The 25,482-nt window shown below is 46.3% G+C and carries 25 protein-coding genes; 8 read left to right on the top strand and 17 right to left on the bottom strand.

Annotated features, from left to right (window positions below):
• Nucleotides 1-82 precede the first annotated feature (82 nt).
• On the top strand, nt 83-2,257 hold the full coding sequence (nrdD, locus tag GX019_06705) for an anaerobic ribonucleoside-triphosphate reductase (GenBank protein ID HHT36851.1): 2,175 nt from the start codon (nt 83-85) through the stop codon (nt 2,255-2,257).
• A gap of 22 nt (nt 2,258-2,279) precedes the next feature.
• Here nrdD and GX019_06700 read toward each other — a convergent pair whose 3' ends face one another.
• Nucleotides 2,280-2,567, bottom strand: a complete 288-nt coding sequence (locus tag GX019_06700) for a winged helix-turn-helix transcriptional regulator (GenBank protein ID HHT36850.1) — start codon at nt 2,565-2,567, stop codon at nt 2,280-2,282.
• A gap of 257 nt (nt 2,568-2,824) precedes the next feature.
• On the opposite strand from GX019_06700, the gene GX019_06695 reads away from it, so the two are divergent.
• Nucleotides 2,825-3,553, top strand: a complete 729-nt coding sequence (locus GX019_06695; protein ID HHT36849.1) for a hypothetical protein — start codon at nt 2,825-2,827, stop codon at nt 3,551-3,553.
• A 45-nt stretch (nt 3,554-3,598) separates the two neighbouring features.
• On the opposite strand, the gene GX019_06690 is transcribed toward GX019_06695, so the two are convergent.
• The 3 genes from GX019_06690 to GX019_06680 all read right to left on the bottom strand — a co-directional run bounded on the left by GX019_06690 (nt 3,599) and on the right by GX019_06680 (nt 8,562).
• Complete coding sequence (locus GX019_06690; protein HHT36848.1) at nt 3,599-4,471, bottom strand: carbohydrate ABC transporter permease; 873 nt, start codon at nt 4,469-4,471, stop codon at nt 3,599-3,601.
• Nucleotides 4,472-4,476: 5 nt separating this feature from the next.
• The gene (locus tag GX019_06685) at nt 4,477-5,349 is read right to left on the bottom strand and encodes a sugar ABC transporter permease (GenBank protein ID HHT36847.1); all 873 of its coding nucleotides are present in this window, start codon (nt 5,347-5,349) and stop codon (nt 4,477-4,479) included.
• A gap of 153 nt (nt 5,350-5,502) precedes the next feature.
• Entirely contained in the window at nt 5,503-8,562 is a 3,060-nt protein-coding gene (locus tag GX019_06680) for an extracellular solute-binding protein (protein HHT36846.1), read from the bottom strand.
• Between the two features lie 358 nt (nt 8,563-8,920).
• Here GX019_06680 and nrdG point away from each other — a divergent pair, with 358 nt between their 5' ends.
• Complete coding sequence (gene nrdG, locus GX019_06675) at nt 8,921-9,418, top strand: anaerobic ribonucleoside-triphosphate reductase activating protein (protein HHT36845.1); 498 nt, start codon at nt 8,921-8,923, stop codon at nt 9,416-9,418.
• Nucleotides 9,419-9,452: 34 nt separating this feature from the next.
• On the opposite strand, the gene GX019_06670 is transcribed toward nrdG, so the two are convergent.
• Complete coding sequence (locus tag GX019_06670; protein HHT36844.1) at nt 9,453-10,310, bottom strand: patatin-like phospholipase family protein; 858 nt, start codon at nt 10,308-10,310, stop codon at nt 9,453-9,455.
• Nucleotides 10,311-10,442: 132 nt separating this feature from the next.
• Between GX019_06670 and GX019_06665 the strand changes: the two genes are divergently transcribed.
• Genes GX019_06665 through GX019_06650 form a run of 4 tightly spaced genes read left to right on the top strand, consistent with a single transcriptional unit; the run spans nt 10,443 to nt 13,735 of the window.
• On the top strand, nt 10,443-10,634 hold the full coding sequence (locus tag GX019_06665) for a hypothetical protein (protein ID HHT36843.1): 192 nt from the start codon (nt 10,443-10,445) through the stop codon (nt 10,632-10,634).
• A 33-nt stretch (nt 10,635-10,667) separates the two neighbouring features.
• Nucleotides 10,668-11,729 (top strand): M42 family metallopeptidase, encoded by a 1,062-nt coding sequence (locus GX019_06660; GenBank protein HHT36842.1) that lies wholly within the window; start codon nt 10,668-10,670, stop codon nt 11,727-11,729.
• Nucleotides 11,720-12,745 carry a M42 family metallopeptidase gene (locus GX019_06655; protein HHT36841.1) on the top strand — a complete coding sequence of 342 codons (1,026 nt, stop codon included), beginning with the start codon at nt 11,720-11,722 and terminating at the stop codon, nt 12,743-12,745. The genes GX019_06660 and GX019_06655 overlap by 10 nt, the downstream gene beginning before the upstream one ends.
• On the top strand, nt 12,746-13,735 hold the full coding sequence (locus tag GX019_06650) for a M42 family metallopeptidase (protein ID HHT36840.1): 990 nt from the start codon (nt 12,746-12,748) through the stop codon (nt 13,733-13,735).
• A 34-nt stretch (nt 13,736-13,769) separates the two neighbouring features.
• Here the strand turns inward: GX019_06650 and GX019_06645 are convergent, their stop codons facing one another.
• The 10 genes from GX019_06645 to GX019_06600 all read right to left on the bottom strand — a co-directional run bounded on the left by GX019_06645 (nt 13,770) and on the right by GX019_06600 (nt 22,108).
• Nucleotides 13,770-14,774 (bottom strand): pectin esterase, encoded by a 1,005-nt coding sequence (locus GX019_06645; GenBank protein HHT36839.1) that lies wholly within the window; start codon nt 14,772-14,774, stop codon nt 13,770-13,772.
• A 912-nt stretch (nt 14,775-15,686) separates the two neighbouring features.
• Complete coding sequence (locus GX019_06640) at nt 15,687-15,917, bottom strand: hypothetical protein (GenBank protein ID HHT36838.1); 231 nt, start codon at nt 15,915-15,917, stop codon at nt 15,687-15,689.
• A 65-nt stretch (nt 15,918-15,982) separates the two neighbouring features.
• Nucleotides 15,983-17,305, bottom strand: a complete 1,323-nt coding sequence (locus tag GX019_06635; GenBank protein HHT36837.1) for an oxaloacetate decarboxylase subunit alpha — start codon at nt 17,303-17,305, stop codon at nt 15,983-15,985.
• A gap of 10 nt (nt 17,306-17,315) precedes the next feature.
• Nucleotides 17,316-18,434 (bottom strand): sodium ion-translocating decarboxylase subunit beta, encoded by a 1,119-nt coding sequence (locus GX019_06630; protein HHT36836.1) that lies wholly within the window; start codon nt 18,432-18,434, stop codon nt 17,316-17,318.
• 13 nt (nt 18,435-18,447) lie between these two features.
• Nucleotides 18,448-18,798, bottom strand: coding sequence for a biotin/lipoyl-binding protein (locus GX019_06625; GenBank protein HHT36835.1), 351 nt, complete (start codon nt 18,796-18,798; stop codon nt 18,448-18,450).
• Nucleotides 18,799-18,813: 15 nt separating this feature from the next.
• Complete coding sequence (locus tag GX019_06620) at nt 18,814-19,077, bottom strand: hypothetical protein (GenBank protein ID HHT36834.1); 264 nt, start codon at nt 19,075-19,077, stop codon at nt 18,814-18,816.
• 23 nt (nt 19,078-19,100) lie between these two features.
• Nucleotides 19,101-19,619: an ECF transporter S component gene (locus GX019_06615; protein ID HHT36833.1), complete on the bottom strand. Its 519-nt coding sequence runs from the start codon at nt 19,617-19,619 to the stop codon at nt 19,101-19,103.
• Complete coding sequence (locus tag GX019_06610; protein ID HHT36832.1) at nt 19,613-19,798, bottom strand: DUF4430 domain-containing protein; 186 nt, start codon at nt 19,796-19,798, stop codon at nt 19,613-19,615. The genes GX019_06615 and GX019_06610 overlap by 7 nt, the downstream gene beginning before the upstream one ends.
• A 213-nt stretch (nt 19,799-20,011) precedes the next feature.
• Complete coding sequence (locus tag GX019_06605) at nt 20,012-20,782, bottom strand: SDR family oxidoreductase (protein HHT36831.1); 771 nt, start codon at nt 20,780-20,782, stop codon at nt 20,012-20,014.
• Nucleotides 20,783-20,836: 54 nt separating this feature from the next.
• Complete coding sequence (locus GX019_06600) at nt 20,837-22,108, bottom strand: DUF2088 domain-containing protein (protein HHT36830.1); 1,272 nt, start codon at nt 22,106-22,108, stop codon at nt 20,837-20,839.
• 215 nt (nt 22,109-22,323) lie between these two features.
• Between GX019_06600 and aroF the strand changes: the two genes are divergently transcribed.
• Entirely contained in the window at nt 22,324-23,340 is a 1,017-nt protein-coding gene (gene aroF, locus GX019_06595; GenBank protein ID HHT36829.1) for a 3-deoxy-7-phosphoheptulonate synthase, read from the top strand.
• Between the two features lie 43 nt (nt 23,341-23,383).
• On the opposite strand, the gene GX019_06590 is transcribed toward aroF, so the two are convergent.
• Nucleotides 23,384-24,541, bottom strand: a complete 1,158-nt coding sequence (locus GX019_06590) for a hypothetical protein (protein ID HHT36828.1) — start codon at nt 24,539-24,541, stop codon at nt 23,384-23,386.
• Nucleotides 24,542-24,562: 21 nt separating this feature from the next.
• On the bottom strand, nt 24,563-25,342 hold the full coding sequence (locus tag GX019_06585; GenBank protein ID HHT36827.1) for a polyphosphate polymerase domain-containing protein: 780 nt from the start codon (nt 25,340-25,342) through the stop codon (nt 24,563-24,565).
• Nucleotides 25,343-25,482: the final 140 nt, after the last annotated feature.

Below are 25,482 nucleotides of genomic sequence, written 5' to 3'. Positions count from 1 at the left end.
GTGCCAAATCCACGAGAAAACACAACATCTAGTATAATTTTAGCCATTAAAACTCAATATATAAGCTTTGACATTAACTGGCATGTGCTCTATTATTAAAACTGAATTGATTTATGGGGAGGAATTACGGGTGAGTTCTACGCTAGTTGCACAAAAAACAGAGATTAAACAAATTATAAAACGAGACGGTCGAACAGTGCCTTATGATGCAAGCAAAATCCGCAATGCCGTGGCTAAAGCTGCTGAACACATTGGTTGTGATCCAGCCATTGCTGATGAAGTTACCAGTATTGTGGAGGAGCATCTTGACGATAAATTTAGAGATATCAAACCGCATGTGGAAAACATCCAGGATTTAGTAGTCATGGCTATTAAAGAACTTGGGTATTTGGAATTAAGCGAAGCGTATGTGAGCTATCGGGAGAAACGCAGCCGCGTGCGGAGAGCAACTTCCGGACTGCATAAGAAATTGGAGAGTATTGTTTGGAATCTGAATCGGGGTGTTGAAGCAAATGCTAATGTCGGCTCAAATTTTTCCGCCAAACTGCTTCTGGGAGCCAGTGAAGCTTTTAAAGAGTTTTATCTTGATGCGGTAATTCCTGAGCACATTGCTGATGCACACCGCAGCGGGCGCATACATATTCACGATTTAGACAGCTATGGAACAACTATTAACTGCCTTCAGATCCCTTTTGGAAAGATCTGGGACCGGGAAGGCTTCAGCACAGGCTATGGCTGGCTGCGGCGTCCCAAACGGATCAGCTCTGCTCTTGCCCAAGAAGCAATTATACTCCAGTCAAATCAAAACGATATGTTCGGTGGTCAATCGGATCCCCGCTTTGAGGACGCAGCAAGGTTTATTCCGGAAGAATACGAAACTTTAGCAGCGATTCCAGAATCTGAGCTCACACCTGAGCAGCGGGACACCAAAGCAGCTATCGAAAAAGAAGCCTATCAGGCCTGCGAAGCTCTGGTCCACAACCTGAATACGATGCATTCGCGGGCGGGTTCGCAAGTCCCTTTCTCCACTCTAAACCTTGGTTGTCCGAAAAATCACCGTGAACATATGCTGGATACTCAACTCCTGCTTGCTTTTAACGCTGGCTTGGGACGCGGCGAAACCCCGATTTTCCCAAACCTGGTTTTTCGCCTCAAAGCCGGAGTAAACTTTAATCCGGAAGATCCCTATTATGACCTTTATCAGCTGGCTGTTAAGGTTGCCAGCAGGCGGATGAATCCCACTTTTTCATTCATGGATTCCTCATTTAACGCCCCTTATGGGGACTTGGTGGCATACATGGGCTGCCGCTCCCGCGTCATAGCTAACAAACATGGACAAGCTGTCTCCGAGGGCAGAGGTAACCTAGCACCGGTCAGCATAAATCTAGTGCGCATTGCAATTGAGTCAGACGGTGCCCTTTACCAGAAAGACTTATCCAGTTTTTGGTCTAGATTCGATGAGACTCTCCGGATGGCAGAAGAACAGCTGATGCACCGCTTTGAAGTTCTCTGCAAACTGCGGGTAAAAGATCTGCCGTTTACTATGGGTCAGCATCTCTATATGGGTTCCGAAAACCTATCTATGGATGACAGCATTGCAGAAGCTATTAAACACGGTACACTTTCCATTGGCTATATTGGTTTAGCTGAATGTCTCACTGCCCTTACCGGAAATCATCACGGTGAAGATGAGGATTCCTATCAGCTCGGTTTAAAAATTGCCGCTCACCTGCGCCGCTTCTGTGAGGATATGGGCATCCGCCACAATTTGAATGTTACCTGCTATGCCACACCAGCGGAAGGTCTATCGGGCCGCTTTGTAGCAATTGATAGAGAGCGGTATGGGTTGATTCCTGGAGTTACTGATCGCGAGTTCTATACTAACTCGTTCCATATACCCGTTTACTACCCCATCTCGATCGCTGAAAAGATCAAGCTGGAAGGCCCCTTCCACCGCTATCATGATGCAGGACATATCTCATACATCGAGGTAGAAGCTCCCCTTGCAGATAATCCACAGGCGCTCGAACAGATGCACCGAATGATGGCTGCAGCAGATATGGGTTATGCCGGTGTCAACTTTCCCATTGATGAGTGCGAAGACTGCGCTTTCCACGGCATTATCGGCGAAACATGTCCAAACTGCGGCAGCGCTCACATCAACCGGGTCCGCCGCGTCACCGGCTATTTATCCTATACGCACCGCTTTGCCAGCGGCAAAAAATCGGAATATGAAGCAAGAATAACTCACAACTAATAATATTGAAGCTGCTATTGTATTAGTTAATAGCAGCTTCTTTCAATAATTCTTCACATTCGTTTTTCAACCAATCACCTAGGTCTGTGGATAAATGATAATAAGACCATGTTCCCACTATCCGCCGTTCAATCAAATCAGCATCGAGCAGTATTTTTAAATGATAGGATACTTTCGGCTGACTTAGATCCAATTCCCTGCATAAATCAGCAACACACATTTCCTGCTTCTTCAGAAGACATAGGATTTTGAGTCTGATTGGATCAGCTAATAAATGAAAGCTTTTTGCAGTAGTTTCTAACTTAACCATGTTCACCTCTCCTGTGATTGTGGTTATTTGCACAAATGTATATTAAAAAAGGGGTTTACTGAAATCTTATAAAAATCCGCTTACTAGAATTGTGTACTTTATCTCGAATTTATCTATGTTAAATATATCACAAATCAGATCCAAGTGCAATATCTAACTGTCTCCTTTTTAGCTAAAAATACCTTTGACTTGTAATATATTTCTATGTTATGCTAAGAAACCGTAACAAGGCATCTGCCGCAGAAGGAGGTAATCAAATGCGGAAAAGTCTTACTAAAGGACTGTTGATAGTGATACTGCTGCTCTACAGCTTCTCAACGCTCGCTTCAGCAGCGGTTTCGATCAGCAGCCTTACTTTTACTTTGAATACAATCCCAGCGTCAAATTCACTTTCGGGGAGAATTTACGCCTCCGAATCTGGGCAGCCGCTCCAAAGCGGCACTGTAATAGTGGCTGACAAATCAACAGCGATACAAAATGGCAGTTATGCTGTCAAAGATATACCTGCTGGAGTTCATACGATTGAAATCTCCGGTCCTTATCGACAGCAGTTCAAAGGAGCAGTTAAAATTGAACCAGGTGCTAATCAGCAAGATTTTATGATTAATCCTCACTTCAGTCAGGAAGAAATCGACCTCTTAGCTAGAATAACCCGAGCAGAGGCCGAAGGTGAATCTGAACTCGGCAAAACTGCTGTAGCAGCATCGATATTAAATCGGGTTCAAAGCGAGCGCTACCCTTCAACAATAGCCGGCGTTGTTTATCAGCGGGTTAACGGCAGATATCAGTATTCACCTGTCGCGGACGGCCGCATCAATCTTCCTCCCCGCCCCACCGATTATCAAGCTGCCTTTAGGGCATTAGCGGGGAACGATCCCTCAAACGGTGCTACAGGGTTCTTTAATTCTGCCAAGACACGCGACCGATGGGTGCGTTCCCATCCTGTAACCGCTGTAATCGATGGTCACACATTCTTCAAATACTAAAAAAGCTGTTTTGCCAATGGCAAACAGCTTTTTCCATGCTCTAAACTATTCTCCACCCATACCGGAGGTACCCATTGTTTCCACAATTTTACTCTGGTTAATAACAAATACGATAATCGGCACTGCCATCATAACCAGGGTGATTGCGGCTGACACACCGGCGCGAGCAATTCCACCGGCTGCTACCTGACTCAGCGCATAAGGCAGAGTCTTGAGTTCCTCAGCGTAAATAAACAGCGAACCTGTTTCTTTCCAGAGGTTTTGGAATACCAAGATAATCAAAGTCAACCATGCCGGTTTTACCAGCGGCATCACAATCTGAGCGTAGATTCTAAACTCACTGGCGCCGTCAATTCGGGCAGCCTCCAGCAGCGAGTCGTGAACCATTGCTCCTATAAAGTTCCGCATCAGGTACAATCCCAATGTCCACTGCCACTGCGGCACGATGACTGACCAATACGTGTTAACCCATCCTAACCAAGAAATGGTTAAATAGTTAGGAATCGAGGTTACTGCCGGTGAAAACATCAAAGATAATACGATAACCTGGTTAATTAAATTCCTACCTGGGAAGACATGTTTTGACAGGGCGTAAGCCGCCAATGAACCGGTAATCACGTTTCCAAGCATACCTACAATAACGATAAACAATGAGTTAAACAGATATCTGGTGATCGGAACCCATGATTTCCCCATCAAAACCAGCAAATCGTTAAAGTTATCCATGGTAGGATTCCTAACGAAGAACTGGGGTGGGAACAGCCACAGTTCGTTTAAGGGCTTAAATGCCTGACTGATGGTGTACACCATCGGCATGGCCATGAAAGCCGCTCCCAGTGCTAGAAAGAAAAATATGACTAAATCTCCGCCTGTTGAACGAGACAACCGTTTTTTTCTAATTTTTATAGCCACCGCAATCCCTCCTAAGACCCGACCTTATTGAGCATCCGCTGTACTAATCTCTGGCTGCCTACCATGACTAAGAACAATACTACCGATATTGCAGATGCGTATCCCATTTCGTAACGCACATTACCGTAGTCGAGCAAGTGCTGCATAACCGTCCAGGTTGCATAGTCTGTGGGAGTCGGTCCGGTTAGCGCTTGAATCTGGCCGGCAGCGTTAAATGCTCCCGTAATCGACATAATAGCACCAAACATTAAATAATCGCGCATGGTTGGCAGAGTCAGATACCATAATTCCTGCCATCTGTTCCTAATGCCATCGATAGCTCCCGCTTCGTATAAAGACGGGCTGATACCCTGGAGACCGGCAATAAAGACCAGGAATGTAGTACCTAAACTCATCCACAGCGACACAACAATTACAATCGGCATCATCCAAGTTGGGTCAACGAGCCACTGGATTGGCCTATCGATAATACCTAGATTTAACAAATGGGCGTTGATATAGCCGTAGGTATCACCACTAAAGAGCCACAGCCACACAACATATACGTTACCGGAAATTGAAGGTGCATAGAATAACAAGGTCATAAATGCGCGTACCTTTGGCTGCAGTTCGTTAATGAACCAAGCAAAGAGGAAGCACATCATGTAGCTGACCGGGCCGGTAATCACTGCAAAAAGCAGCGTATTCTTCACTGCGATTAAGAACACTTCGTCCGCTAAGAAGAGGCGAATATAATTGGTCCATCCGATCCAAGTCGGGAACTCTAACATATTAAAATACGTAAAGCTGAGGATAATGGATAAGAGCACCGGAAATACTGTAAAGACTGTGAACAAAAGGATAAATGGTGCTAAGAATAGGTATGAAACCTTGCTTTTTTTCATACGTGTCCAAAGACCTTCTTTACGCTCTACCCCTGGACGGATCGCTTGTTTACGAGAAACTACAGAACTCACAATGAGTCCCTCCAATCCTGGAAATATTTTGCCGCAATTCCACCGCAGGTTTCCCTGCGGTGGAATTACTGATTGCTGCTATTATTGTTCATCCTCTAATCTATATAAGTGAGTGTAATGACTCCAGTACAGATCCTTCAATTCCTGACTCAAGTTGTTGTAGTCAACCTCCAGACCGAACTCATCACGCTTACGGGCAATTTCTTCGTTGATAGCGCGGTCGTACTCCAATATCGATTCACGCAGCGGCTCGTTGTTAATTACAACTGCACGGAACAGCCAGTCGAACTGACGGTTTACGTAGTATCCACCGAGTACAGCTGGAACTCCTTCTACCCAGCTCCACTGTTCAAGGAGCACATCCCGGTCTTCAACGTTCCACGGCAGCATGGTCAGGGCTTCAACGTTTGCAGTAGCATAGCGAGCTGCTGCCCCCATCAAGCTCTCCATCTCACGTCCAAAGCGGGCTTGAACTTCTGCCGATGTCCACCACTTCAAGAATTCCCATGCCCAATCCTTCTTAGTAGAACCTTCGAGAATAACCGCACCGGAAGTTCCTGCCGGTACCGCAACTGCTCCTGGAGCAACTGCTGTTCCCGCAACAGGAACAGTTCGATTAATGGTGCCGTCCTCCATGAGGGTTCCCGGAACCATGGTCATGCCCCATTCTCCGCGAAGCTCCGGAGCAAATACTGCTAAAGTATTATAGAGTCCATAGTTCGCAATCAAGATCGGCATTTCACCTGTACGGAATCGGTTTGCCTCGTTATAGTCAAGGAGCATATTGTGCAGTGTATACAGGTTAGTTAACTCTTTAAAGGTTTGAACTGCAATCTCAGAATCCAGATTGGTCATAATTACGTCTTCTTTGAACAGAGGCACTCCCTGCTGATACAGGAACATTTGGTAAGTGCTCATGTTCGGTCTGAGACCGAAATCCATGTTCTCTTTCTGCAGTTCAGGAATGATAGCATAAACATCATCCCAGGTTTGAGGAACTTCAAGTCCCATCTCCGCCAGAACGTCTTTCCGATAGAACATCATCGGGAAGCCCTGTACCTCAGGCAGAGCAAATACTTTATCTCTAAATCTAAAGGGTACAAACGCACTCTTCATAAATCTCTGGGCAATTTCTTCGAAGTCATCAAACTGGGTTAGGTCAGCCAATGCCTTCCGGAATGCCAAGTCCATGTTGGAAGCTCCCAGAGCAACATCCGGATGTGTTCCTGCAATAATTGATGGAATTAGCAGCGAATCCATGCTTTGAATCAGCTCTAAATCCACCGGAATACCAGTTGCAGGTGTAAAGCTGTCTTCAATCATCTGCTTCAGGACTTGGGCCTGGTCGCGTCCGGATCCAATCCATACCCGCAATACTTCATCTACATCACCCAGCTCTCCTCTGTCACCAACACGAGTGTAATCATAGGTGAAGGAAGACAGAAAAGCCTTAATCTCATGACCGATTGTTTGAATCGTAGTCGGCTGCGCCTTAGGAATCTCTTTATCCGGTGAAGCCACAATGATGTAGTCGATCTGCACTGGTTGTTCCATTGTTTGGTTCATCCAGGTTCCAAGTGCACCCACGTTGTCGCGGTATTCTCCAATCAGACTGGGGATTGCATACGGTCTATTTGCCATATCATTCAGCAGTCTAGCAAAGGAGGTCAGCACCGCAATGTGTCCACCTTTTTGACCGGTGTACTCTTCAAATTCGTTAGCAATCTCACTTAATACCTCGGCCTGCTCCCTCAGGGCATCAATTAAGCCCGGAATTCTCTTATCCAACTCATAACTGCGGAGCGGGTCAGGTTGTCCGGATGTGATCATGATAATCCGGCGGTAAATTGTGTTCAGATCATAAATCGCATTTTCGGTTCTGCGGAGAATCTCAGCTGAATCTCCTAAAACAGCTTCCAGAGTCAGCGTGTGTTTGCCGGCTTCTAAATAAACCAGCGCTGTATCTCCGTCTGCGGTAGTCGGTGTAACATTATTGTAGCGGTTGTCAAATGGGAACCGTAGGGCATTAGCTTCTAAAAATGGCACTTTGCCGTCAATCAGCATCCGTCTAGAGGTATAAATTCCCCGACGCTGATCCTGCTTACCTTTAATAACAATCTTATAGAGTCCGGTTTCGGGAACTTCAAACTCCCAAGTTGCCCAATCTCCAACTGTTTTCCAGCCGGTCCCGCCAATTGAGTTGAGACGGATTTCTGCTGGATGGTATGGCTCGAGAGTCGGATCACCCATATCGTGCTGTGGCATAATTGTCGGGCTCGAACGATACAATGCTTCTTCGCCCTGGATTTTCTTAAACACATCGGTTGCCGGTTGATAACCCAGTCGATCGTATTCGGCTCTCACCTCAGCGTATGGACGAGGCGCTTCGTGCTGATACAATCTTAGCGAATGGATTACTACGCTTTCAGATACAGCATCCAATCTAATAGTATTAGTCCCTTGCTGGAAATAAAACAAAAATGGAAGACTTTCATAACCAGACGGGTCGGTCAAAGCTTGTGCGCGCCACACTGGTTTTTCGACCTGTCTCGGTCTTAAGTGGTTACCGTAGATGTCTGATTCAATTGGTCCCTCGTCGCCCCATGTTCTCGGCAGTACTAAATAGCTCGCTTCAGAGAAAGGTCTGGTTCCGTTAATTTCTACAGCTCTTTGGATCGCTGCGCTGCGGCCTAACACAGGATAATATAAAACTTCGAGATTGTAGAACCCGGCTTCTTCAACTTCTACCTGCCATTCTACATATCCCCGTTCACCTATCTGAACGGATAATCCCGGCATGCCTTCATAATCATGAAGGATCTTAATATCAGCTGTTGTGTCAACAATATTTACTGCCGACAAAATAATTTCTTTATCCGGCCGGACAATTTCCGGAAACTGATCCAAGTATTCCGGATAGCTGATCGCACGCCTGTACGCTGTAAGCTGTGCGGTTGCAGAAGCCGCATCCGCTGCTTCGTTTTCTAATAGAGCATTTTCGTCATTTGCTGCTGTCTGCTCTGTAACTACTGCATCTTGTGCCCAAGCTAATTGTGGTAAACCAATAAGGCCAATAATTAAAGCTGAAGCAAGAAGAACAGTAGTAAGAATTGCAGTTTTTCTGTTTCCGTTTTCCCACATTTTCGAGATAATCTCCTTTCTCATCCCAGTAACCAAAGCTAATCAAAGTCGGATAAGTATTAATTAAACACCGATGCAAACAAACCCTCTTATATTTAATAATTATACTTAAGATATATCTGCTGTTGCTGATGCTGATGCTGATTCAATGCGCGGTATTCCTTACCTCCTTTGCTGCTGAGTTATGCCACAATCCGATTAATATCTCTGCAATATATAATTAACCATTTGTCGTGAATTCCCTTCCCGAAAAAACAACTTTTTTACTGCACCCAGGAAATCTTCTCTGCCCAACTCAGCCCTCTAGTTGCCAAAGAAAGCGCCGGTCTGTATAATAATCTCAAATATACAAGTGAGGATGATTGCAGTGGCGGAATTAAATCTCGGCGGGATTATTCCTGAGTCGGTCGTTGACGGACCAGGTATTCGCTTTGTGGTTTTTGCCCAGGGCTGTCTGCACGGCTGCCCCGGATGCTTTAACCAAGAACTTCAAGCATTCACAGAAAATCGGATTATGACTGTAAATCAAGTCATGGATATGATTGAGCGGTACCAGAGCTCGGGAATAACTTTTTCCGGCGGTGACCCGTTTGAGCAGGTAGATGCATTTACCGAATTGGCTGTTAGGTGCCGCGAAAAAGGTCTGTCAATTTGGTGCTACACCGGATATACCTACGAACATTTGGTTAATTCACCAGATAAATTTCGCCTGCTAGAACAGCTCGATGTTTTAGTAGACGGCCGATTTATTCAAAAATATAAAGACATCAGCCTGCGTTTCCGCGGTTCCAGCAATCAGAGAATTATTGATGTCCAAGCTTCCCTAAAAAGCAGCCAAATCATTCTGTGCGAATGAGCAGCCCTGTTAATGTTATATAAAATATTTTACATTAAGTGGAATTTACATTGGGCTGCTTAACTGCGCCATTTTCCCTCAGGATCTCGGAAGTCATTTTTGCTAACTGATCGGCTGCTGCCTTCGCTGCCTCATATCCGGATTCGACATACCTGTCAACCGCGCGAAAATTCATTGGGCTGAGTCTGCCAAGGTGAGGCTGGATAGCAACATCCACCAAACGCAGTTGAGCCAGCTCATTCTGGCGCTGGAGAATATTGCCGGCGTGAATTAAGGACAGCATCACAGTCCGCGGTCGTTGGCTTTCTAAATTCGAATGCAGATCTACCCCGATAATATACTCTGCTCCCAAGGAGCGGCAGACCTCTGCTGGCAGATTCTGGACAAGCCCTCCATCAACCAGAAGCCGACCATTGTGCTCTACGGGCTGGTAGATCGCTGGAAGATTACAGCTGATGCGCACAGCCCTTGCTACCGAACCTTCCCGGAGTACTACCAGCTCTCCAGTGGAAAAGTCTGTAGCAACTGCAGCGAATGGCCGTTTTAGTTCCGCAAAATCGATATCTCCAATTAAGCGAACAATCCACTTCTCGATACCTTCTGAACTCATTAGTCCACTTTTGAAAGCGACCGGTTTTGCCAAAAACCACCAGTCGGTTGACTTGACTATCTCGTACATCTTATTACTAGTTATCCCGCTGAGCCAAACTGCTCCGGCTGCCGATCCTGCCGAAGTCCCTGCAACTACATCGATGGGCATCCCGATTTCCTCAAGATAGCGAAGCACCCCTATGTGGGCAATACCATAAGCGCTCCCGCCTGCAAGTGCCAGTCCGATTACCGGTCTGCGCTCCATCTGCTTCAGCTGAACAATTAATGCATCCAGCTCCATCGTTTTCCCTTCTTTCTAGAAAATATCCATGTTAGTATATCAAATAATCGACGCCTGCACAATCACTGTTCGTATAATCGCTCACCTGTGTTATAATGGAAAAAGATTGATTATGGAGAGGATGAGCAGAGATTGGAACCAAAGGATATTATTTGGCGACTTTTGGATAGGCTTGCTGACGAAAAACGTCTTTTTGAGGAATCCTATCAATTAGTTGACAAAGAAAAGAACAAGGACCTTCAGCACGCCATCCTTGAGTGCGACCAGCTGCTTAACACCCAAATCAATATCCTCAGACGGATGCAGAAAAGATACGATCCTTAGAATGAAAATAACCACGAAAAGGAGTGATTGGAGTTGAACGTTAAAGATATCTTGATCAACCTGTCAGAAGCTGCAGGGGTTTCCGGTTATGAACACGAGCTTGCGGATTATTTAGAGCAGAACTGTCCATGGGCAGATGAAATCCGCCGCGACAAGCTGGGAAACCTGGTCATGCTGAAGCGGGCTACAAAAAGTAATGGCAAGCCGGGTCCTAAGGTGATGCTGGCAGCTCATATGGACGAAATTGGCTTAATTATTACTAAGATCGAAGACGAAGGTTTTCTGCGCTTCAGCACAATAGGCGGAATCGATCAGCGCGTGCTGCTTGCTCAGGAAGTTATTGTCCACGGTAAGGAAAAACTATTAGGCGTGATCGGAGCCAAGCCTCCCCACATTCAGACTCCAGCAGAGCGGACCAGCGCGGTTCCAATGGATGAGTTATACATTGACATTGGTTATGACAACCGCAAACAGGTAGAGGAATTGGTAAGTGTTGGTGATTTAGTCACCATCAATCAGCAGGTTGTAAATCTTAATGGTTCGCATCTAGCCGGCAAGGCGATGGATGATCGCGCCTGTGTGGCTGTCATGCTGGAGTGCCTGAAAGAACTGCAGAATGTTAACCATCTAGCTGATGTTTACGCTGTCGCCACAGTCCAGGAAGAAGTCGGTGTCCGCGGAGCCACAACCAGTACATATGGAATTATGCCTGATATAGGCATTGCTCTGGATGTCGGACACGGAGATATGCCCGGGGTTCAGGATTACCGCACGATTAAAGTAGGCGGAGGACCAGGAATTGCCCTTGGACCCCACGTCCATCCAAAGCTCTATGAACGGTTTGTGCAGACAGCAAAAGATTGGAATATCAGCTATACCCTCGAGCCGGCAACCCGCCCAGGCGGAACCGATGCATATGCAATTCAAATTACTCAAGATGGAATTCCTACTGCTCTGCTCTCGCTGCCGCTCAGATATATGCACACGGCTGTTGAAACGCTGAACTATGAAGATGTCCGCAAGACAGCACGTTTACTTGCAAAATTTATTTCTGAATTAGATCAGGAATTTGTGGAGGGATTAAAGTGCTTTTAAAAAGACTGACTGAAGCCTGCGGCGGACCGGGGCAAGAGCATGAAGTCCGGGATCTTATCCGAAAAGAAGTAACCGGAATAGTCGATGAAATCAAAACCGATGCTTTAGGCAATTTGATTACAGTAAAAAACGGAGTCAAACAAGGGCCGAAAGTAATGCTGGCAGCGCATATGGATGAAGTAGCGTTGATGATTTTAAGCATCGAAAACTCCGGGCTGCTGAAATTTAATCCCATTGGTGGAATCGATCCGCGCGTTCTCGTAGCTAAAACGGTTGTCATTGGAAAAAATCGCGTCCCCGGTGTTATCGGCTCTAAACCTATCCATCTGCAGCGACCAGACGAGCGGAATAAAGCCTTATCCATTGACGAGCTGTACATCGATATCGGGGCTACTAAAAAAGAAGAGGCTGAGCGCTTAGTAAGCATAGGCGATTTAGCTTATTTCACTACTAAGTATGCGGAAATGGGTCCTGATAAAATCAAAGCCAAAGCTCTTGATGATCGCATTGGCTGCGCAATGCTAATCGATCTGTTAAAAGACAGCTATGAATTTCCGCTGTACGGCGTATTTACTGTCCAAGAAGAAGTTGGCCTGCGGGGTGCCGGTACAGCTGCATACCAGGTCGAACCGGATATTGCCCTAGTTTTAGAAGGTACAACGGCCTCTGATGTTCCGGAAATACCCGAACATAAACACGCCACCTCGGTCGGAAAAGGACCTAGTTTAACAGTAATGGACAGCTCGGTCATACCGGATCCACGCCTTGTGGCAAAACTGATGAAGCTGGCTGAAAAACACAATATTCCCGTGCAGTACCGCCGCCATACAGCCGGTGGAACCGATGCCGGAAAAATTCAGCAGAGCCGCACGGGGGTAAGGACAGCAGTTATCGCTCTGCCCTGCCGCTACATTCATTCACCCGCTGCAATCTGCAGCAAATCTGACTATGAAAATGCAGTTAAACTGGTTAAAGCATTCCTGCGCAGTATCGAAGAAGAAGGAGGAGAGTTTTAGATGAAGAGCTTGATTAAAGAACTGGTAGAAAGCTATGGCCCCACCGGTTTTGAAAGCGAAGTTACCGATAAAATTAAAGAGATCGTAAAAGACTACGTTGATGAATGTTATGTTGATACTCTGGGTAACTTAATTGCCCGCAAAAAAGGATCTGGCAAAAAGGTAATGTTCTCAGCACACGCCGATGAGATTGGTGTTATCGTCACCTACATCGACGAAAACGGTTTTCTGCGTTTCAGCAATGTCGGCGGTCTTAACCCACTCACCCTGCTCGGCAACCGCGTCCGCTTTGCTAACGGAGTAGTTGGGGTCGTCGGCCGCGAAAAAGGCGACCTTAAAGATTTAGCAATCGACAAGATGTACATCGATATCGGAGCAGAGTCAGAAAAAGAGGCTCGAGAAAAAGTATCCATTGGCGATTTTGCTGTATTTCACCGCGAGTTTGCTGATCTGGGCAACCGCATTATTGCCAAAGCCTTGGATGACCGCGTTGGATGCGCGGTGCTGATTGAAGCGATCCGCAGACTTGAAAAATCCGAGCATGACCTCTACTTTGTCTTCAGCGTCCAAGAAGAAGTAGGACTGCGGGGAGCACGCACAGCTGCCTATGGAATCGATCCGGATCTGGGTGTTGCACTCGATGTTACCAGAACCGGTGACACTCCCGAAGCACATCGGATGGATGTCAGCTTAGGCGCGGGAACGGCAATCAAGGTTAAAGACTCATCAGTAATCGCTCATCCTAAGGTAAAAGATCTGATGGTTCGCCTGGCCAAAGATAACAACATCAAATACCAGTTAGAAGTTTTAGAAGCCGGCGGCACTGATGCCGGAGCAATTCATCTGACCAAGGATGGTGTACCATCTGGTACAATCTCCATCCCATGCCGCTATGTGCACACAGTTTCAGAAATGGTTGATATGCGGGATGTCGAAAACAGTGTGGAGCTGGTTCTGGCAATCTGCCAAGACGCCCTCTCAGAGTTTTAAATATGATAAAAGAGCTGGCAGCCCAGCTCTTTTATTATTTTCTTACCTTGGGATTCCAGCCATCGGTACCAGCTAAGACGTTTTCCACAGTGTATTTGGCTGCTTCTTCCGCAGTTAGGACTTTAGCCCAGGAAACACGGGCATCTGTGTTGGCACCTGGTCCGTAATTCTGATACTCATAGTACTGCGCAGTTTCTTCATTAGCAGGATCGTTCCAGTTATGCCAGCCCTCCGGTCTAATGTGATCACCCAAATAGCAGTTGATTACAGCAACATGGGCATAAGGCCGCCACGGCCTGCCAAGATAATACTTATTCGGCCCTGATTCACTAGTAAACCTGCAGTTAAGGAACAGATAGCCGAACTCTGCTTCCTGGTTAGTCGAAGCTGCAGTCACATACCCACCCTTAGGCGAAGCGACAATATCGCAGTTTTCAAACACCGCAGTTGCATTACCAAAGATAAAATCGACATCACCATAGATATAGCAGTCAACAAAGTACTGGCGCCCTTCGGTCACGTACAGCGTATCCTGAAAACCAAGGAAACGCACATTCTTAAATACCATGCGGTCTCCAGTAGTTCGGATAGCCACAGCCTGCCCGGCGTACATCCCTGCTGTATTTTGAAATGTAAGATTCTCGACAGTAAAGTCACTGCCGCGAGCAGCAACACTGGTACTGCCGGTAGTTCCAAGAGCTGATCCGCTGGGACCGATTGTACTGGAACTATCACTGTAAGTCAGTATTGTGTGCTCACTGCTTTCGCCAATCAAACTGATCAGGGGCTTATTGTTCGGTATAACTAGCTTTTCCTCGTAGACACCATTGCGGATGTAAATATAGCGCCGCTCACTGTTGTTCTCCGGTACAGCATCAATTGCATCCTGAACTTTGGTAAAATCTCCAGTCCCATCTTTAGCAACAACTATCAAATCCAGCCACCCCTCATTGTATGGAAGTTCAATATCCGACAAGTACTCTAAACCAGAAGCGAGGACGGTGAGTTCAAGCCTGTTCTGTGCTTGTCCATCACTCATATCCGATTCCTCAGCCATTTGACCGCCTTTATCCAGGATGAGTTCGCCGATAAGCGTTTGGTAAGGTTCGAGGGAAGCTAATGCCTTAATCTCCACAACTCTGGGACTGCCGTCAGGCCAAGTGTTTAAAGTTTTAAACCGAGCGGGAATCGGTTTGCCTCCAGAATCAACTAACCTAAGCTGCAGATCATCCATACCTTGAGGAAGCGGGACAATTCCTGTAACTAAGCCATTGATGATAGCTTGACCGCTGGTGTTGTCAATTCTAACAATGATCCTGCCATTCTGCACATAATCATTGAGATAAGTAAAATTTGCTGTTTCCTCCTCAAAGCCGAGCCTGCGCAGTCCCGCTAGGGCTTCAACCCTAACCAAATAGGGTGCGGTCTCATCATTCAAAAGTAAATCTAGGATGCGAACAGCATCAGAATGTTTTGCTGCAACCTCTGCTAAAACCCTGACCGCTTGGCCCTTTACACCATCTCCCCATTCACTGCTGTTAATCAGTTCCGCTAAATACGGAACTGTTTCTGCCGGATTGCGTTTGAGAATATTTGCCGCATTGACACCATAGTCAGGATGTGCTAAATAAGGAGTTACCATCACAGCAGCTTCCACCCCAAACTCAGCTAGCTCAGGGGCTTCCGCTTGAAGCTTGCGAAGAGCATTCCAGGCACTAAGGACATTAGGATCTCCCGCAGCCAAGAGCAGATCAATAGTCTCTTGGTCTGCAGGTTTGCCATAAACAGCTTGAGTTAAAAGAATTACTGCAATCAGAACATAAATAACTCGCTTTCTCATCATACTCGGTCTCAGCAGACCGTGTTCCCCCTCTCTCAGTGACTGTACAGCCAAACTGTTTTTGATAAAACTCACTTTGCTGCAATAAAAAAGGGCCGCTCAAGCCCTTTTTTATTTGATTTTCCTGCGTGCAGCGTTTACCAAAATCGCGAAAGCTACTAAGCCGATGGTTCCCCATAAGGCCCATCTCGCCAAGGTATTTTCAGTTTTTTTCGAGGGCAGAGGGGCAAGTTCAGATGCGTCTGATACTCCTTTTTGGCTGCGCGTTTCCTCTTCGGCTGCGAATGCGCTGCTGCCAAGCACTAAGGAGCACAGCACCACGACAATTATTCCTAGAATCATAATGCGTTTAATGCTGCATCAACCTCCTTATCCCCTATAGCTTGCCCTCCATGAAAACGAGTATCCTACCTGCGGTTCATGAAAAACTGTCGGGCATATTCTGGGAAAAGGATATAGCTGAGAACATCTTCATCACTCTTAGCCAAATCCTTGATTTCTTCTCTGGCAGCCTCCATCCCAGGAGCCAAACTATCTGCAGGACGATGTGTAATCGGTTCTTCATCTCCGATAATCATTTTCCGAACATCCGGCTCGATTGGCACAGGAGGACGTCCGTAAAGACCCTTAACATAGTCCTTGATTTCTTTGGTTTTAATCTTGTACCTTTCACCGGTAACAATATTCAGCACAGCCTGGGTGCCGACAATCTGACTCATAGGAGTTACCAGCGGCGGATAGCCCAACTCTTTGCGCACCTGCGGCACTTCGCTGAGAATCTCATCGTATTTATGGCTGAGCTTCTGCTGATCCAATTGGGCTCTTAGGTTAGAGAGCATACCGCCTGGAATCTGACTGATCAATACCTCTGTATTTACAGTTACCTGCGGTCTCTGGTAGTTACCTAGGATTTCCTTTATTTCATTATTAATCTTGGCTAGCAGCTCCAGATCAAGGCCGGTATCGTACTCCGTACTCTGAAGTGACTTTACCAGCGACTCGGTCGGCGGCTGTGAAGTACCTAAAGCCAATGCTGAAATGGCAGTATCAACTACATCTGCTCCAGCGTGGATTCCCTCCCAGTAAGTCATAGAGGCTAAGCCGCATGTTGAATGGGAATGAAGCTGAATTGGCAGATCTACCGCCTTTTTCAACTCGGCAATTAATTCACTAGCAACTGCAGGTGCTAAAATTCCAGCCATATCCTTAATGCAGATTGAATCTGCTCCCATCTCAGCAAGTTCTCCTGCTGTTTTAACATAACCCTCAATATTGTGAACCGGACTGACAGTGTAGACCACTGATGCTTGAGCATGTGCCCCAGCTTTCTTTGTCGCTTTGATAGCCCGCTCTATATTGCGCGTATCATTAAGGGCGTCGAAGATGCGAATAATGTCAATTCCGTTTTCCACAGATTTTGCTACAAATGCATCAACAACATCATCGGGATACTGGCGATACGCCAGCAGATTCTGCCCCCGCAGCAGCATCTGCAGTTTGGTATTTGGCAGACGCTTTCGTAAGGTCCGCAGTCTTTCCCAGGGATCTTCGTTGAGATAGCGCAGACATGTGTCAAATGTTGCCCCACCCCACATTTCGATTGAATGATAGCCCACTGCATCAATCATTTCCACTACCGGCAGCATATCATCGATTGTCAATCTGGTTGCCAGCAAGGACTGGTGGGCATCTCTAAACAAGGTTTCGGTAATTCCAATCTTTCGCTTCATATTTTCCCTCCTATCCTAACACCGAAAGCAGGATACCGGCAGCGATAGCAGAACCGATAACTCCAGCCACATTAGGTCCCATAGCGTGCATAAGCAAGAAATTAGTGCGGTCTTCTTCCTGTCCAACTACCTGCACTACCCTAGCGCTCATCGGAACAGCGGATACCCCGGCAGCGCCAATTAATGGATTGATCTTGCCTTTCGACAGAACGGACATCAGTTTACCAAACAGAACACCGAAACTTGTAGACATTGCAAAAGACGCTGCGCCTAGTAAGAGAATTGTTATTGTCTGCAGGCTCAGGAATGTCTCTCCATTAGCAGTGGCGCCTACAGTCAAGCCCACGAAAATGGTTACAATATTCATCAGTTCATTTTGGGCAGTATACGATAATCTTTGAGTCACACCGCATTCCCGCAGAAGATTACCGAACATCAAGGTACCGACAAGGGGAAGGGAGTTCGGTACAAGCAACCCGGAGAAGAGAGTTACAATAATCGGAAATAAAATTTTCTCCAACCGGCTTACTTTGCGAAGTTGAGTCATTTTGATTTTTCGCTCTTCTTTGGTTGTCAGAAGCTTCATGATCGGTGGCTGAATAATAGGCACCAAAGCCATATATGAATAGGCTGCCACAGCAATCGGAGCCAGCAGATGTGGTGCGAGAATTGCGGTTAAAAAGATGGCTGTTGGACCATCGGCACCGGCAATAATGCCGATAGCAGCGGCTTCTTCTAAAGAAAAGCTTAAAAAAGAAAAATTAAACTTCGATGCAATAAAAAAAGTACCAAATATCCCCAGTTGAGCAGCTGCACCTAAGAGAAGGCTGCGGGGATTAGCAATTAAGGGGCCAAAATCTGTCATAGCGCCAACACCCAAAAAAATCAGTGGCGGATAAACACCCAGCTTAATTCCTTGATACAAAATCTGCAGCAAACCGCCTTCATCCATAATTCCAGTCATGGGGAAATTTGCCAAGAAAACCCCAAAGGCAATTGGAACTAACAAAAGCGGCTCATATTTTTTCCTAATTCCTAAGTACATCAAGACAAACGAGATACACAACATTAAGGCTTCACGCCAGGTAAGAAAGTATAAGCCTGTACTTTCCCACAACGATGCTAACATTTAATGCCCCTCCCTAACTGATGATGGCAAGTACGTGGTCTGTCTCAACTGTTTCACCTGAACTGATGATTTGTGCAACAGTACCGGACACCGGGGAGGTGATCTCGTTTTCCAACTTTAAGGCTTCCAGAGTTAAGAGCACGTCTCCTGCGTTAACTTGATCCCCTACTTTAACCTTTACTGATAGAATTGTGCCGGCCAGCGGTGCCTTTACTTCAGTACCAGCCGGTGTTTGAGCTGGAGCACTTTGCTTTACTGGAGGTTTTTCAGCCTGCGCTGGTTCAGATTTGACTGCTGTTTTCGTAAGCTGTTCCACTTCTACTTCATATTCTCTGCCATCTACTTTTACCCGATATTTGATCATTTGTTTTCCTCCCATCTATTTGATTGCCTTGACTTTAATATCACCTTCATGACCGAGCTGGTGCATAAGTGCGGTAATAATCGCGATATCGCGTTTTATTATCTCGTCTGAATCGCTATTGACTAGCTTGGGTTTCTCCTTGGGAGGGCTCTTAACAGCCGTCTGCGATGATCCAATAAAACGCCCGACCAGCTCAATTAACACAGCCAGTATGATCAAGATTAAGAACACTATGCCGCCACCAACTATGCTGATCTCTAATGAGCTGATAACGATCACCTCCTATTCTCCAAAAAAGCGGCTTATTTTCTGCCAAAATAAGCCGCGCTGTAACTCTTAAGCAAGCGCTGCAAGCGACCGCCAATCGCGAAATAAATCGCAAAGTTTCCGATGGCGTGCGTTATATCGTGCGGTAAGCCTGCTAAATAATATGCAATGATCCTTTTAGTGAACAGCAGACCGTTAAGAGAAACAATCATGCCGTAGATTATTCCGGTAAACCCCGCCACGACTGACGATATAATTAGATAGTTACTCCAGCGGCTTTTCCCGTAAAAATAGCTGATCACTGCCACCACAGACCAGGCAAGGAGCTGGAATAAAGTCCAAACTCCATGCCCAAGTTGTAGATTGGATACCATGGTGCTGATCAAGACAACCAAAAGCCCCTGTCTTAATCCCAATCCCATGGTTGTTACCATAACAATAACTGTGGTAGGCTGCAGACCAGGAATTGGTGTCATTACAACCCTGCCCGCAACACTAGCAGCTGAAAGCATTGCTATAATCGCTAGTTCTTTTACTTTATTTCCTGCTACCATTTTCGTAAATCCCAGTGATAAACGTCTCCATCTTTAATCTTGTACTCGGCTGCTCCAACGAAGGCCATCTCACCATTGATGTCATACATCCAAGCGGTGCGCGCTTCTGTTGATGCGGCTCTGCCTTGAATTGAGGTTATGAACCCGTTTTGCTGCTCGATTACAAATTTGCGCTCCATCAATTCTAGCAGTGTATAGTTGGTGTCTTTACTCAGTTTAAAGTAATAGACAATCGGATTTTGACCATTGTTTTCACTGAGAATAACCTTGATGTTGATCGTATCACTCTCGGACAATGCGACTGCTGAAAACAGCCCTACAACCACAAGTGCTGCTAAAACTGCCAAATAAAGCGATCTGCTTTTCACAGTGATCCCCTCCAAAAAACTTCATTAGATTGTCATGGCTCCAAAGCCGCCATCAACTCTTACCAAAGATCCAGTAACATAGCTGGAAGCTTTTTCAGATGCTAACCAGAGACATACACCCTGCAGCTCTCTTGGTTCGCCAAAGCGCTTCATTGGAGTGTGGCGCATGATATCTGCGACACGTTCTTCTGTTAAAATCCTGCGATTCTGCTCGGCTGGGAAAAAGCCGGGAATAATCGCGTTTACTCTAATGTTATATGGTGCTAATTCTCGAGCTAAATACTGAGTTATGTTATTGATAGCTGCTTTAGAAGCAGAATAAGTGAATACCTTAGACAGGGGTGGTCCTGATGAAACAGACGAAATATTGATAATGCTGCCGCCTGTTCCCTGCTCAATCATTTTCTTGGCGAAAATCTGGCAAGCTGCAACGCAGCCCCTGAGGTTAACAGCCATAATCTTGTCCCACTCTTCCATATCCAGCTCCAAAAATGGAGTGCTGCTGTTGACACCGGGAGCATACAGCAGGACATCAATTGTACCAGCCCATGCCTGAATATCATCTGCGGCTTTTTGGACTGATTCTAAATCGGTCACATCCGCGAAAAATGACTTGATTTCACCGCCAAGAGCACGCACCTCTTCTTCAACTTCGGGAGCAAGCTCCGGACTCATAACCACCGAGGCGATCTTTGCGCCATATTTAACAAAACCTTCAGTAATGGCGCGGGCAAGCGTGCTGTTTCCTCCCAGGATAACCGCTGTTTTTCCTTCTAAACTAAATAGATCGGACAATTTTTCCAGCCCCTTTCTAAAAATGTTTGTGTTCCACTCTTGATCTATTGTTGATCAGCGGATCAGATTGCCTTCGCTGTCAAACTCCCATTCATAAGGTTCTGTTAAGATCTCCAGATTTGGATGCTTCTCTACCTCTGGGATCATGGATTCAGAAACCTCTATTTGGCCTACTTCAAGGGTGTTTTTGATGCGTACCAAACGAACCTTGGTAAAATCAAGGATATTGCTGGTCTTTACAGCCGCTTGAATCGCTTCCCGATCATTGTCTAGAGTTGTTGGTATCTTTGTAGGTGCAACTACTGTTGAGGTCAGCCCATTGGCATATATTTTCTCATAATCCACCTTAGCCACACAGTATTTGGTCGTAAAATCAGCTGTACCGATTCCGTTAGCATTCCCCTCTGTTTCCTCTGTTAAATCAAGAATCACAATCTTAGTGACATCAGGACCGCCATAGGCATATGGAGTGGGATAGCGTCCCACCACATTAGGATCGAATCCATCGCCGCTGATGTTTTTCCCAATCTCATCAATTACCAGCACATCAATCTGGTCAAACCACAGCTTAGGCATATTAGCCTTGGCCAGCTCTAACAGCTTCTTTTCCTCTTCTTCGATGTTCTGCGCTGGGATTACTTGAATCTTCGCTACCCGGTCAAAGGCATTTTCTACAGTACCAACACCAAACAGCACCGGCAGTTTATCAATGATAACCTTGGCCATTGCCGGTACATGCTCAGCCATATGTTTAAAACCAAGCTGATGGCAGGCCTCTGCGCCTTTTTGCTTGCCAAGTCCAATACTCAGCATTTTCATCAGTCCGCTTTCGATCGGACCGCGAAACGCTGTATGGGGCTTGATACGGTTGATCACAACAATACCATCTGCCTCACAGGCATATCGATCAACATAAACCGGGAGACCATTTTCTAACTCACCAATCTTATTTACTTCCATCGATGAGCGAATTGGTGCTCCAACCGACTCCTCAGTAATGCCTAGGTGGCGGAGAACTTCCTTCTGGCCTTCAGCGGTGGCACCACCGTGACTGCCCATGCTGGGAACGATAAAAGGCTCCGCTTTCAGCTCCTTCAAAAACTCAACCGTAGTCCGAGTAATCGCTTCTATCTGATTAACTCCGCGGCTGCCTACAGCAATGGCAATCGACATACCCGGCTTAATCATCTCCCTAATTTCTGGTGCCTGGAGTCGGGCTCTCAACTCTCCCACTACATCATCTAACTGATCAGCGTCGAAGCGCTGTTTTACCTTTACCATTTTCGGGATCGGTATGTGGCGAACTAACTCAGATACAATCCCCACAAAATCACCTTCTTTGCTGTATATTCTGTGATTATTATACACTAAAATAGTTGTAGTTTACACTTCGAGAGTTTAAAAGTAAAATCCTTCCGCTAAATGTAAGTTATCCAGTTCACTTACCCTTGACAATCAGGGGGGTAATCTATATAATTTACTGAAAGAAAATCGGCTCCCTCGGGCTGAGTTTCTTTTTCGATTATAAAGGGGGAACCGCCATGGTTATTGTCATGAAGCCAAATACTCCGGTCCAGGAAATCGAAGCGATCAAAAATCGGCTGCTCAAGCTAGGATTTGAGATCAATTTCTCACAGGGTGAAAACTATACTGTAATTGGATTAATCGGAGATACCATTCATCTGAATGAGAGTCAATTTGAAGCCAATCCCTTTGTTGACCGGATTTTAAGAGTCCAGCATCCTTTTAAGCGGGTCAGCCGCACTTTCCATCCTGAGGACACTGTTATTGATATTGCCGGTCATAAAATCGGGGGCGGCAATGTCCTAATGATCGCAGGACCCTGCTCTGTTGAAAGCAGAGACCAACTGATGACAATTGCTCAACAGGTGAAATTAGGCGGTGCCGATCTCCTCCGCGGCGGAGCATTCAAGCCCCGTACTTCCCCTTACAGCTTTCAAGGATTAGGTGAAGAGGGGCTAAAACTTCTGCAGGAAGCAAAAGAATTGACCGGAATGCCGATTGTAACAGAATGCATGTCGGTTGATACTGTGGACTTGATCGCTGAATATGCGGATGTGATTCAGATTGGAGCCCGCAACATGCAGAACTTTGCCCTGCTGAAAAAAGTGGGTCAAACTGATCGGGTGGTGCTGTTAAAACGTGGTTTGTCTGCCACGATTGAGGAGCTGCTGATGGCTGCAGAGTATATTCTTGCTGCCGGTAACGACAAGGTCATTCTGTGCGAAAGAGGAATTCGCACATTTGAAACATATACCCGCAATACCCTCGATATCAGCGCGATTGTTGCAATCAAAGAGCTTTCTCATCTGCCCGTTGTCTGCGATCCCAGCCATGCGGCCGGAAAATGGCGGATGGTTGAGCCTTTAGCCAAAGCGGCCATTGCTGCTGGTGCTGATGGACTGATGGTCGAAGTTCACCACGAACCGGAAACAGCCTTATCAGATGGCAGTCAATCGCTGAAACCTGAAAGATTTAAGCAGCTGGTGGCATCTGTCAAGCAAATCCAAGCAGTAAGTCAAACACATATCCTATAGAAAGAAGTCCCAAGCAGCGCTTGGGACTTTATTGTTGCTCATTTTACTGATATGAACCCCGCTCTGTATTTTCGACTCCCGGTGTCGGGATCGTCATGAACCTCATATCCTTTCCGCCATCCGGCACTCTGCCAAAGCTGATGTTCCGAGGAATCTCTACCGCCGGCAGGAAGTCCACCAACCTCAGCTCCGCATCCGAGAGAATAATCGGTTCCCCTGCTGCGCTGATGTTGAAATTCGTGTGCAGTTCGCCATTGATGACAGTATCTTTGCTTGATGCAAAAATCAGCAGGTAAGTTCCTGCCTTAATTACTGTACCGTCAGGAATCCGCCACTTGTCTACCTGATTATCTGAGTCACTTAAGTAGAATCCGGATAAGTCAACATCCCGCTCATGGGGGTTGTACAGTTCAATCCAGTCAGGGCTGTCTCCGTAGCGATCGCGAATTACTCCTCCATTAGAAGACATAACCTCGTTAATGTAAACCAGCTGAGCAGTAATCTCAGGCAGACTAAGCGGCTCGCGTACGGCAATATTCTGCCAGTATGGTCTAACAGGTGCATAATCATCCGATCGAGGATCGGCAAACAGTGGATTATCGCGGATATCGACTTCCGCATCGATTCCCAATCCCTTCAGGTTTTGGAGTGCCCCTTGCTCCATCAAGCTGCCAATAACAGTTAAATCAGATACACCAGTATTGCGGATATTCAATCTGCGCAGGTTAGTCAACCCCGCAATTACTTCTATTTGGTCACCTACCATAACGTTGCGCATGATCAGCGTTTCCAAATTCTTCAAATTAGCGATTACACTGAGATCAACAGCAGGCGTGGAATGAAGGTTTAAATACTGCAGATTGGTGAGATTCTTAACAGGGCTTAAGTCAGTCACCAAGGTTTCTCTCAAATTTAAGCTTTTCAGCTTAGTTAGGCTTTGAATCGGGCTCAAGTCGCGAATCGGGTTTCCCCTCAAATCAAGCGATTCCAGATTATTAAGCTGCTCGATGCCTGCCAATGAGGATAACCCGAGTTCCCGCAGATCAAGAGTTGTAATCTGTTTTAAATCATCGCCTGCGTTAATTCTGGCCAACTCCAGCTTTACCGCCAACTCCAGCAGTGGATCGGTAAAAGCCAGACCAGCAGTTCCCAACACGAGCACCATTATCAGCGCTGCCAGCATCAATTTTACATGCTTCATGTAAATCACCTCTCTAAAGGATTAAAAATGGGTTGTAGACTCATAACTGCCACTTACATAGATACGCTGCTGCGCACTAACTCCCATCGGCATGCGCAAAAGAGCAGCGGACGGCTTAACCAGATCCGGTCTTGCTAATGCAATGCTCTGCATATACTTGCTGTTTGCCACCCATTTGAGTCCGTACTGCTGCACACACGAACTCAACCAGCGCGGCTGTAAACCCATGCATTTGATCTCCAAAATTGCTCCTCTGCCGTAATGGGTTCGAAATATCGGCCGTTCCGGAAAAAGATCTGCGGCGGCTGCGCTGCGGATATTAGTGTCGAATGTGATCCTCAGATTGTCTACTCTCTCAGTACGCAGGCCTTGACGGTCATACTCGATAATTACTTTAGGCCTAAGATTGCGCAGATGCACCAAGCGCTCAAATTCGATTAAAACCGGATTGTCGTTGGGGGGAAAATGTCTCGTCTCCATAAAGGTCTGGTAGCTGGAATATGTAATAAAAGTGCTGTATTTGAGGGAGTGATTTCCCCGTTTAGTCTTTAGCTCCACCGAAAGGCGGTCTGAAGGTTCCGGGCTGTAGGAGCGGATCCTCAGTTTTATCCGGCCCCAAAAACCGCCTAAGTTCTCATTTAAGCTGTGGTAATCATCGGTGTCAAAATACAAGCTCCGAACATAGTAAGGTCCGTCTCGGGAGAAATTATCCAGCTCCATGCTGCAGGCAGCCATATGATTCCGCACTTGATACAGCTGAGTGGTTTCTAATAGGTATTTATGTTCACATCTCTCAATCACGCGCACAGGTCAACATCCTTTAGATCGTATTAGATTATAGCGGTAAAGCGAGCTGCGGAGCTAACAGAGAAACCTCAGAAACTTGATCCAGTTTGCTGATGGAGCCGACAAGCTGATCCATTAGGTCTTGATTGACTTTC

The organism is Bacillota bacterium, from assembly GCA_012837335.1.
GTDB lineage: Bacteria > Bacillota > Limnochordia > Darwinibacteriales > DTU012 > DTU012.
The sequence above is the reverse complement of the archived record's forward strand: the minus strand, read 5'-3'. Positions and strand labels throughout refer to the sequence as shown.

Excerpts from the sequence above, each read along its gene's own strand:
- GX019_06670 (HHT36844.1), bottom strand. The coding sequence starts at position 10,310 with ATGGAGCTGGATGCATTAATTGTTCAGCTGAAGCAGATGGAGCGCAGA.
- GX019_06640 (HHT36838.1), bottom strand. The coding sequence starts at position 15,917 with ATGATTCTAGGAATAATTGTCGTGGTGCTGTGCTCCTTAGTGCTTGGC.
- nrdD (HHT36851.1), top strand. The coding sequence starts at position 83 with ATGTGCTCTATTATTAAAACTGAATTGATTTATGGGGAGGAATTACGG.
- GX019_06610 (HHT36832.1), bottom strand. The coding sequence starts at position 19,798 with ATGGAGCGCAAATTTGTAATCGAGCAGCAAAACGGGTTCATAACCTCA.
- GX019_06625 (HHT36835.1), bottom strand. The coding sequence starts at position 18,798 with ATGATCAAATATCGGGTAAAAGTAGATGGCAGAGAATATGAAGTAGAA.
- GX019_06645 (HHT36839.1), bottom strand. The coding sequence starts at position 14,774 with ATGAGTGATGGACAAGCACAGAACAGGCTTGAACTCACCGTCCTCGCT.
- GX019_06700 (HHT36850.1), bottom strand. The coding sequence starts at position 2,567 with ATGGTTAAGTTAGAAACTACTGCAAAAAGCTTTCATTTATTAGCTGAT.
- nrdG (HHT36845.1), top strand. The coding sequence starts at position 8,921 with ATGATTGCAGTGGCGGAATTAAATCTCGGCGGGATTATTCCTGAGTCG.
- GX019_06680 (HHT36846.1), bottom strand. The coding sequence starts at position 8,562 with ATGTGGGAAAACGGAAACAGAAAAACTGCAATTCTTACTACTGTTCTT.
- GX019_06635 (HHT36837.1), bottom strand. The coding sequence starts at position 17,305 with ATGAAGCGAAAGATTGGAATTACCGAAACCTTGTTTAGAGATGCCCAC.
- GX019_06630 (HHT36836.1), bottom strand. The coding sequence starts at position 18,434 with ATGTTAGCATCGTTGTGGGAAAGTACAGGCTTATACTTTCTTACCTGG.
- GX019_06590 (HHT36828.1), bottom strand. The coding sequence starts at position 24,541 with ATGAAGCATGTAAAATTGATGCTGGCAGCGCTGATAATGGTGCTCGTG.
- GX019_06650 (HHT36840.1), top strand. The coding sequence starts at position 12,746 with ATGAAGAGCTTGATTAAAGAACTGGTAGAAAGCTATGGCCCCACCGGT.
- GX019_06685 (HHT36847.1), bottom strand. The coding sequence starts at position 5,349 with ATGAAAAAAAGCAAGGTTTCATACCTATTCTTAGCACCATTTATCCTT.
- aroF (HHT36829.1), top strand. The coding sequence starts at position 22,324 with ATGGTTATTGTCATGAAGCCAAATACTCCGGTCCAGGAAATCGAAGCG.
- GX019_06615 (HHT36833.1), bottom strand. The coding sequence starts at position 19,619 with ATGGTAGCAGGAAATAAAGTAAAAGAACTAGCGATTATAGCAATGCTT.
- GX019_06695 (HHT36849.1), top strand. The coding sequence starts at position 2,825 with ATGCGGAAAAGTCTTACTAAAGGACTGTTGATAGTGATACTGCTGCTC.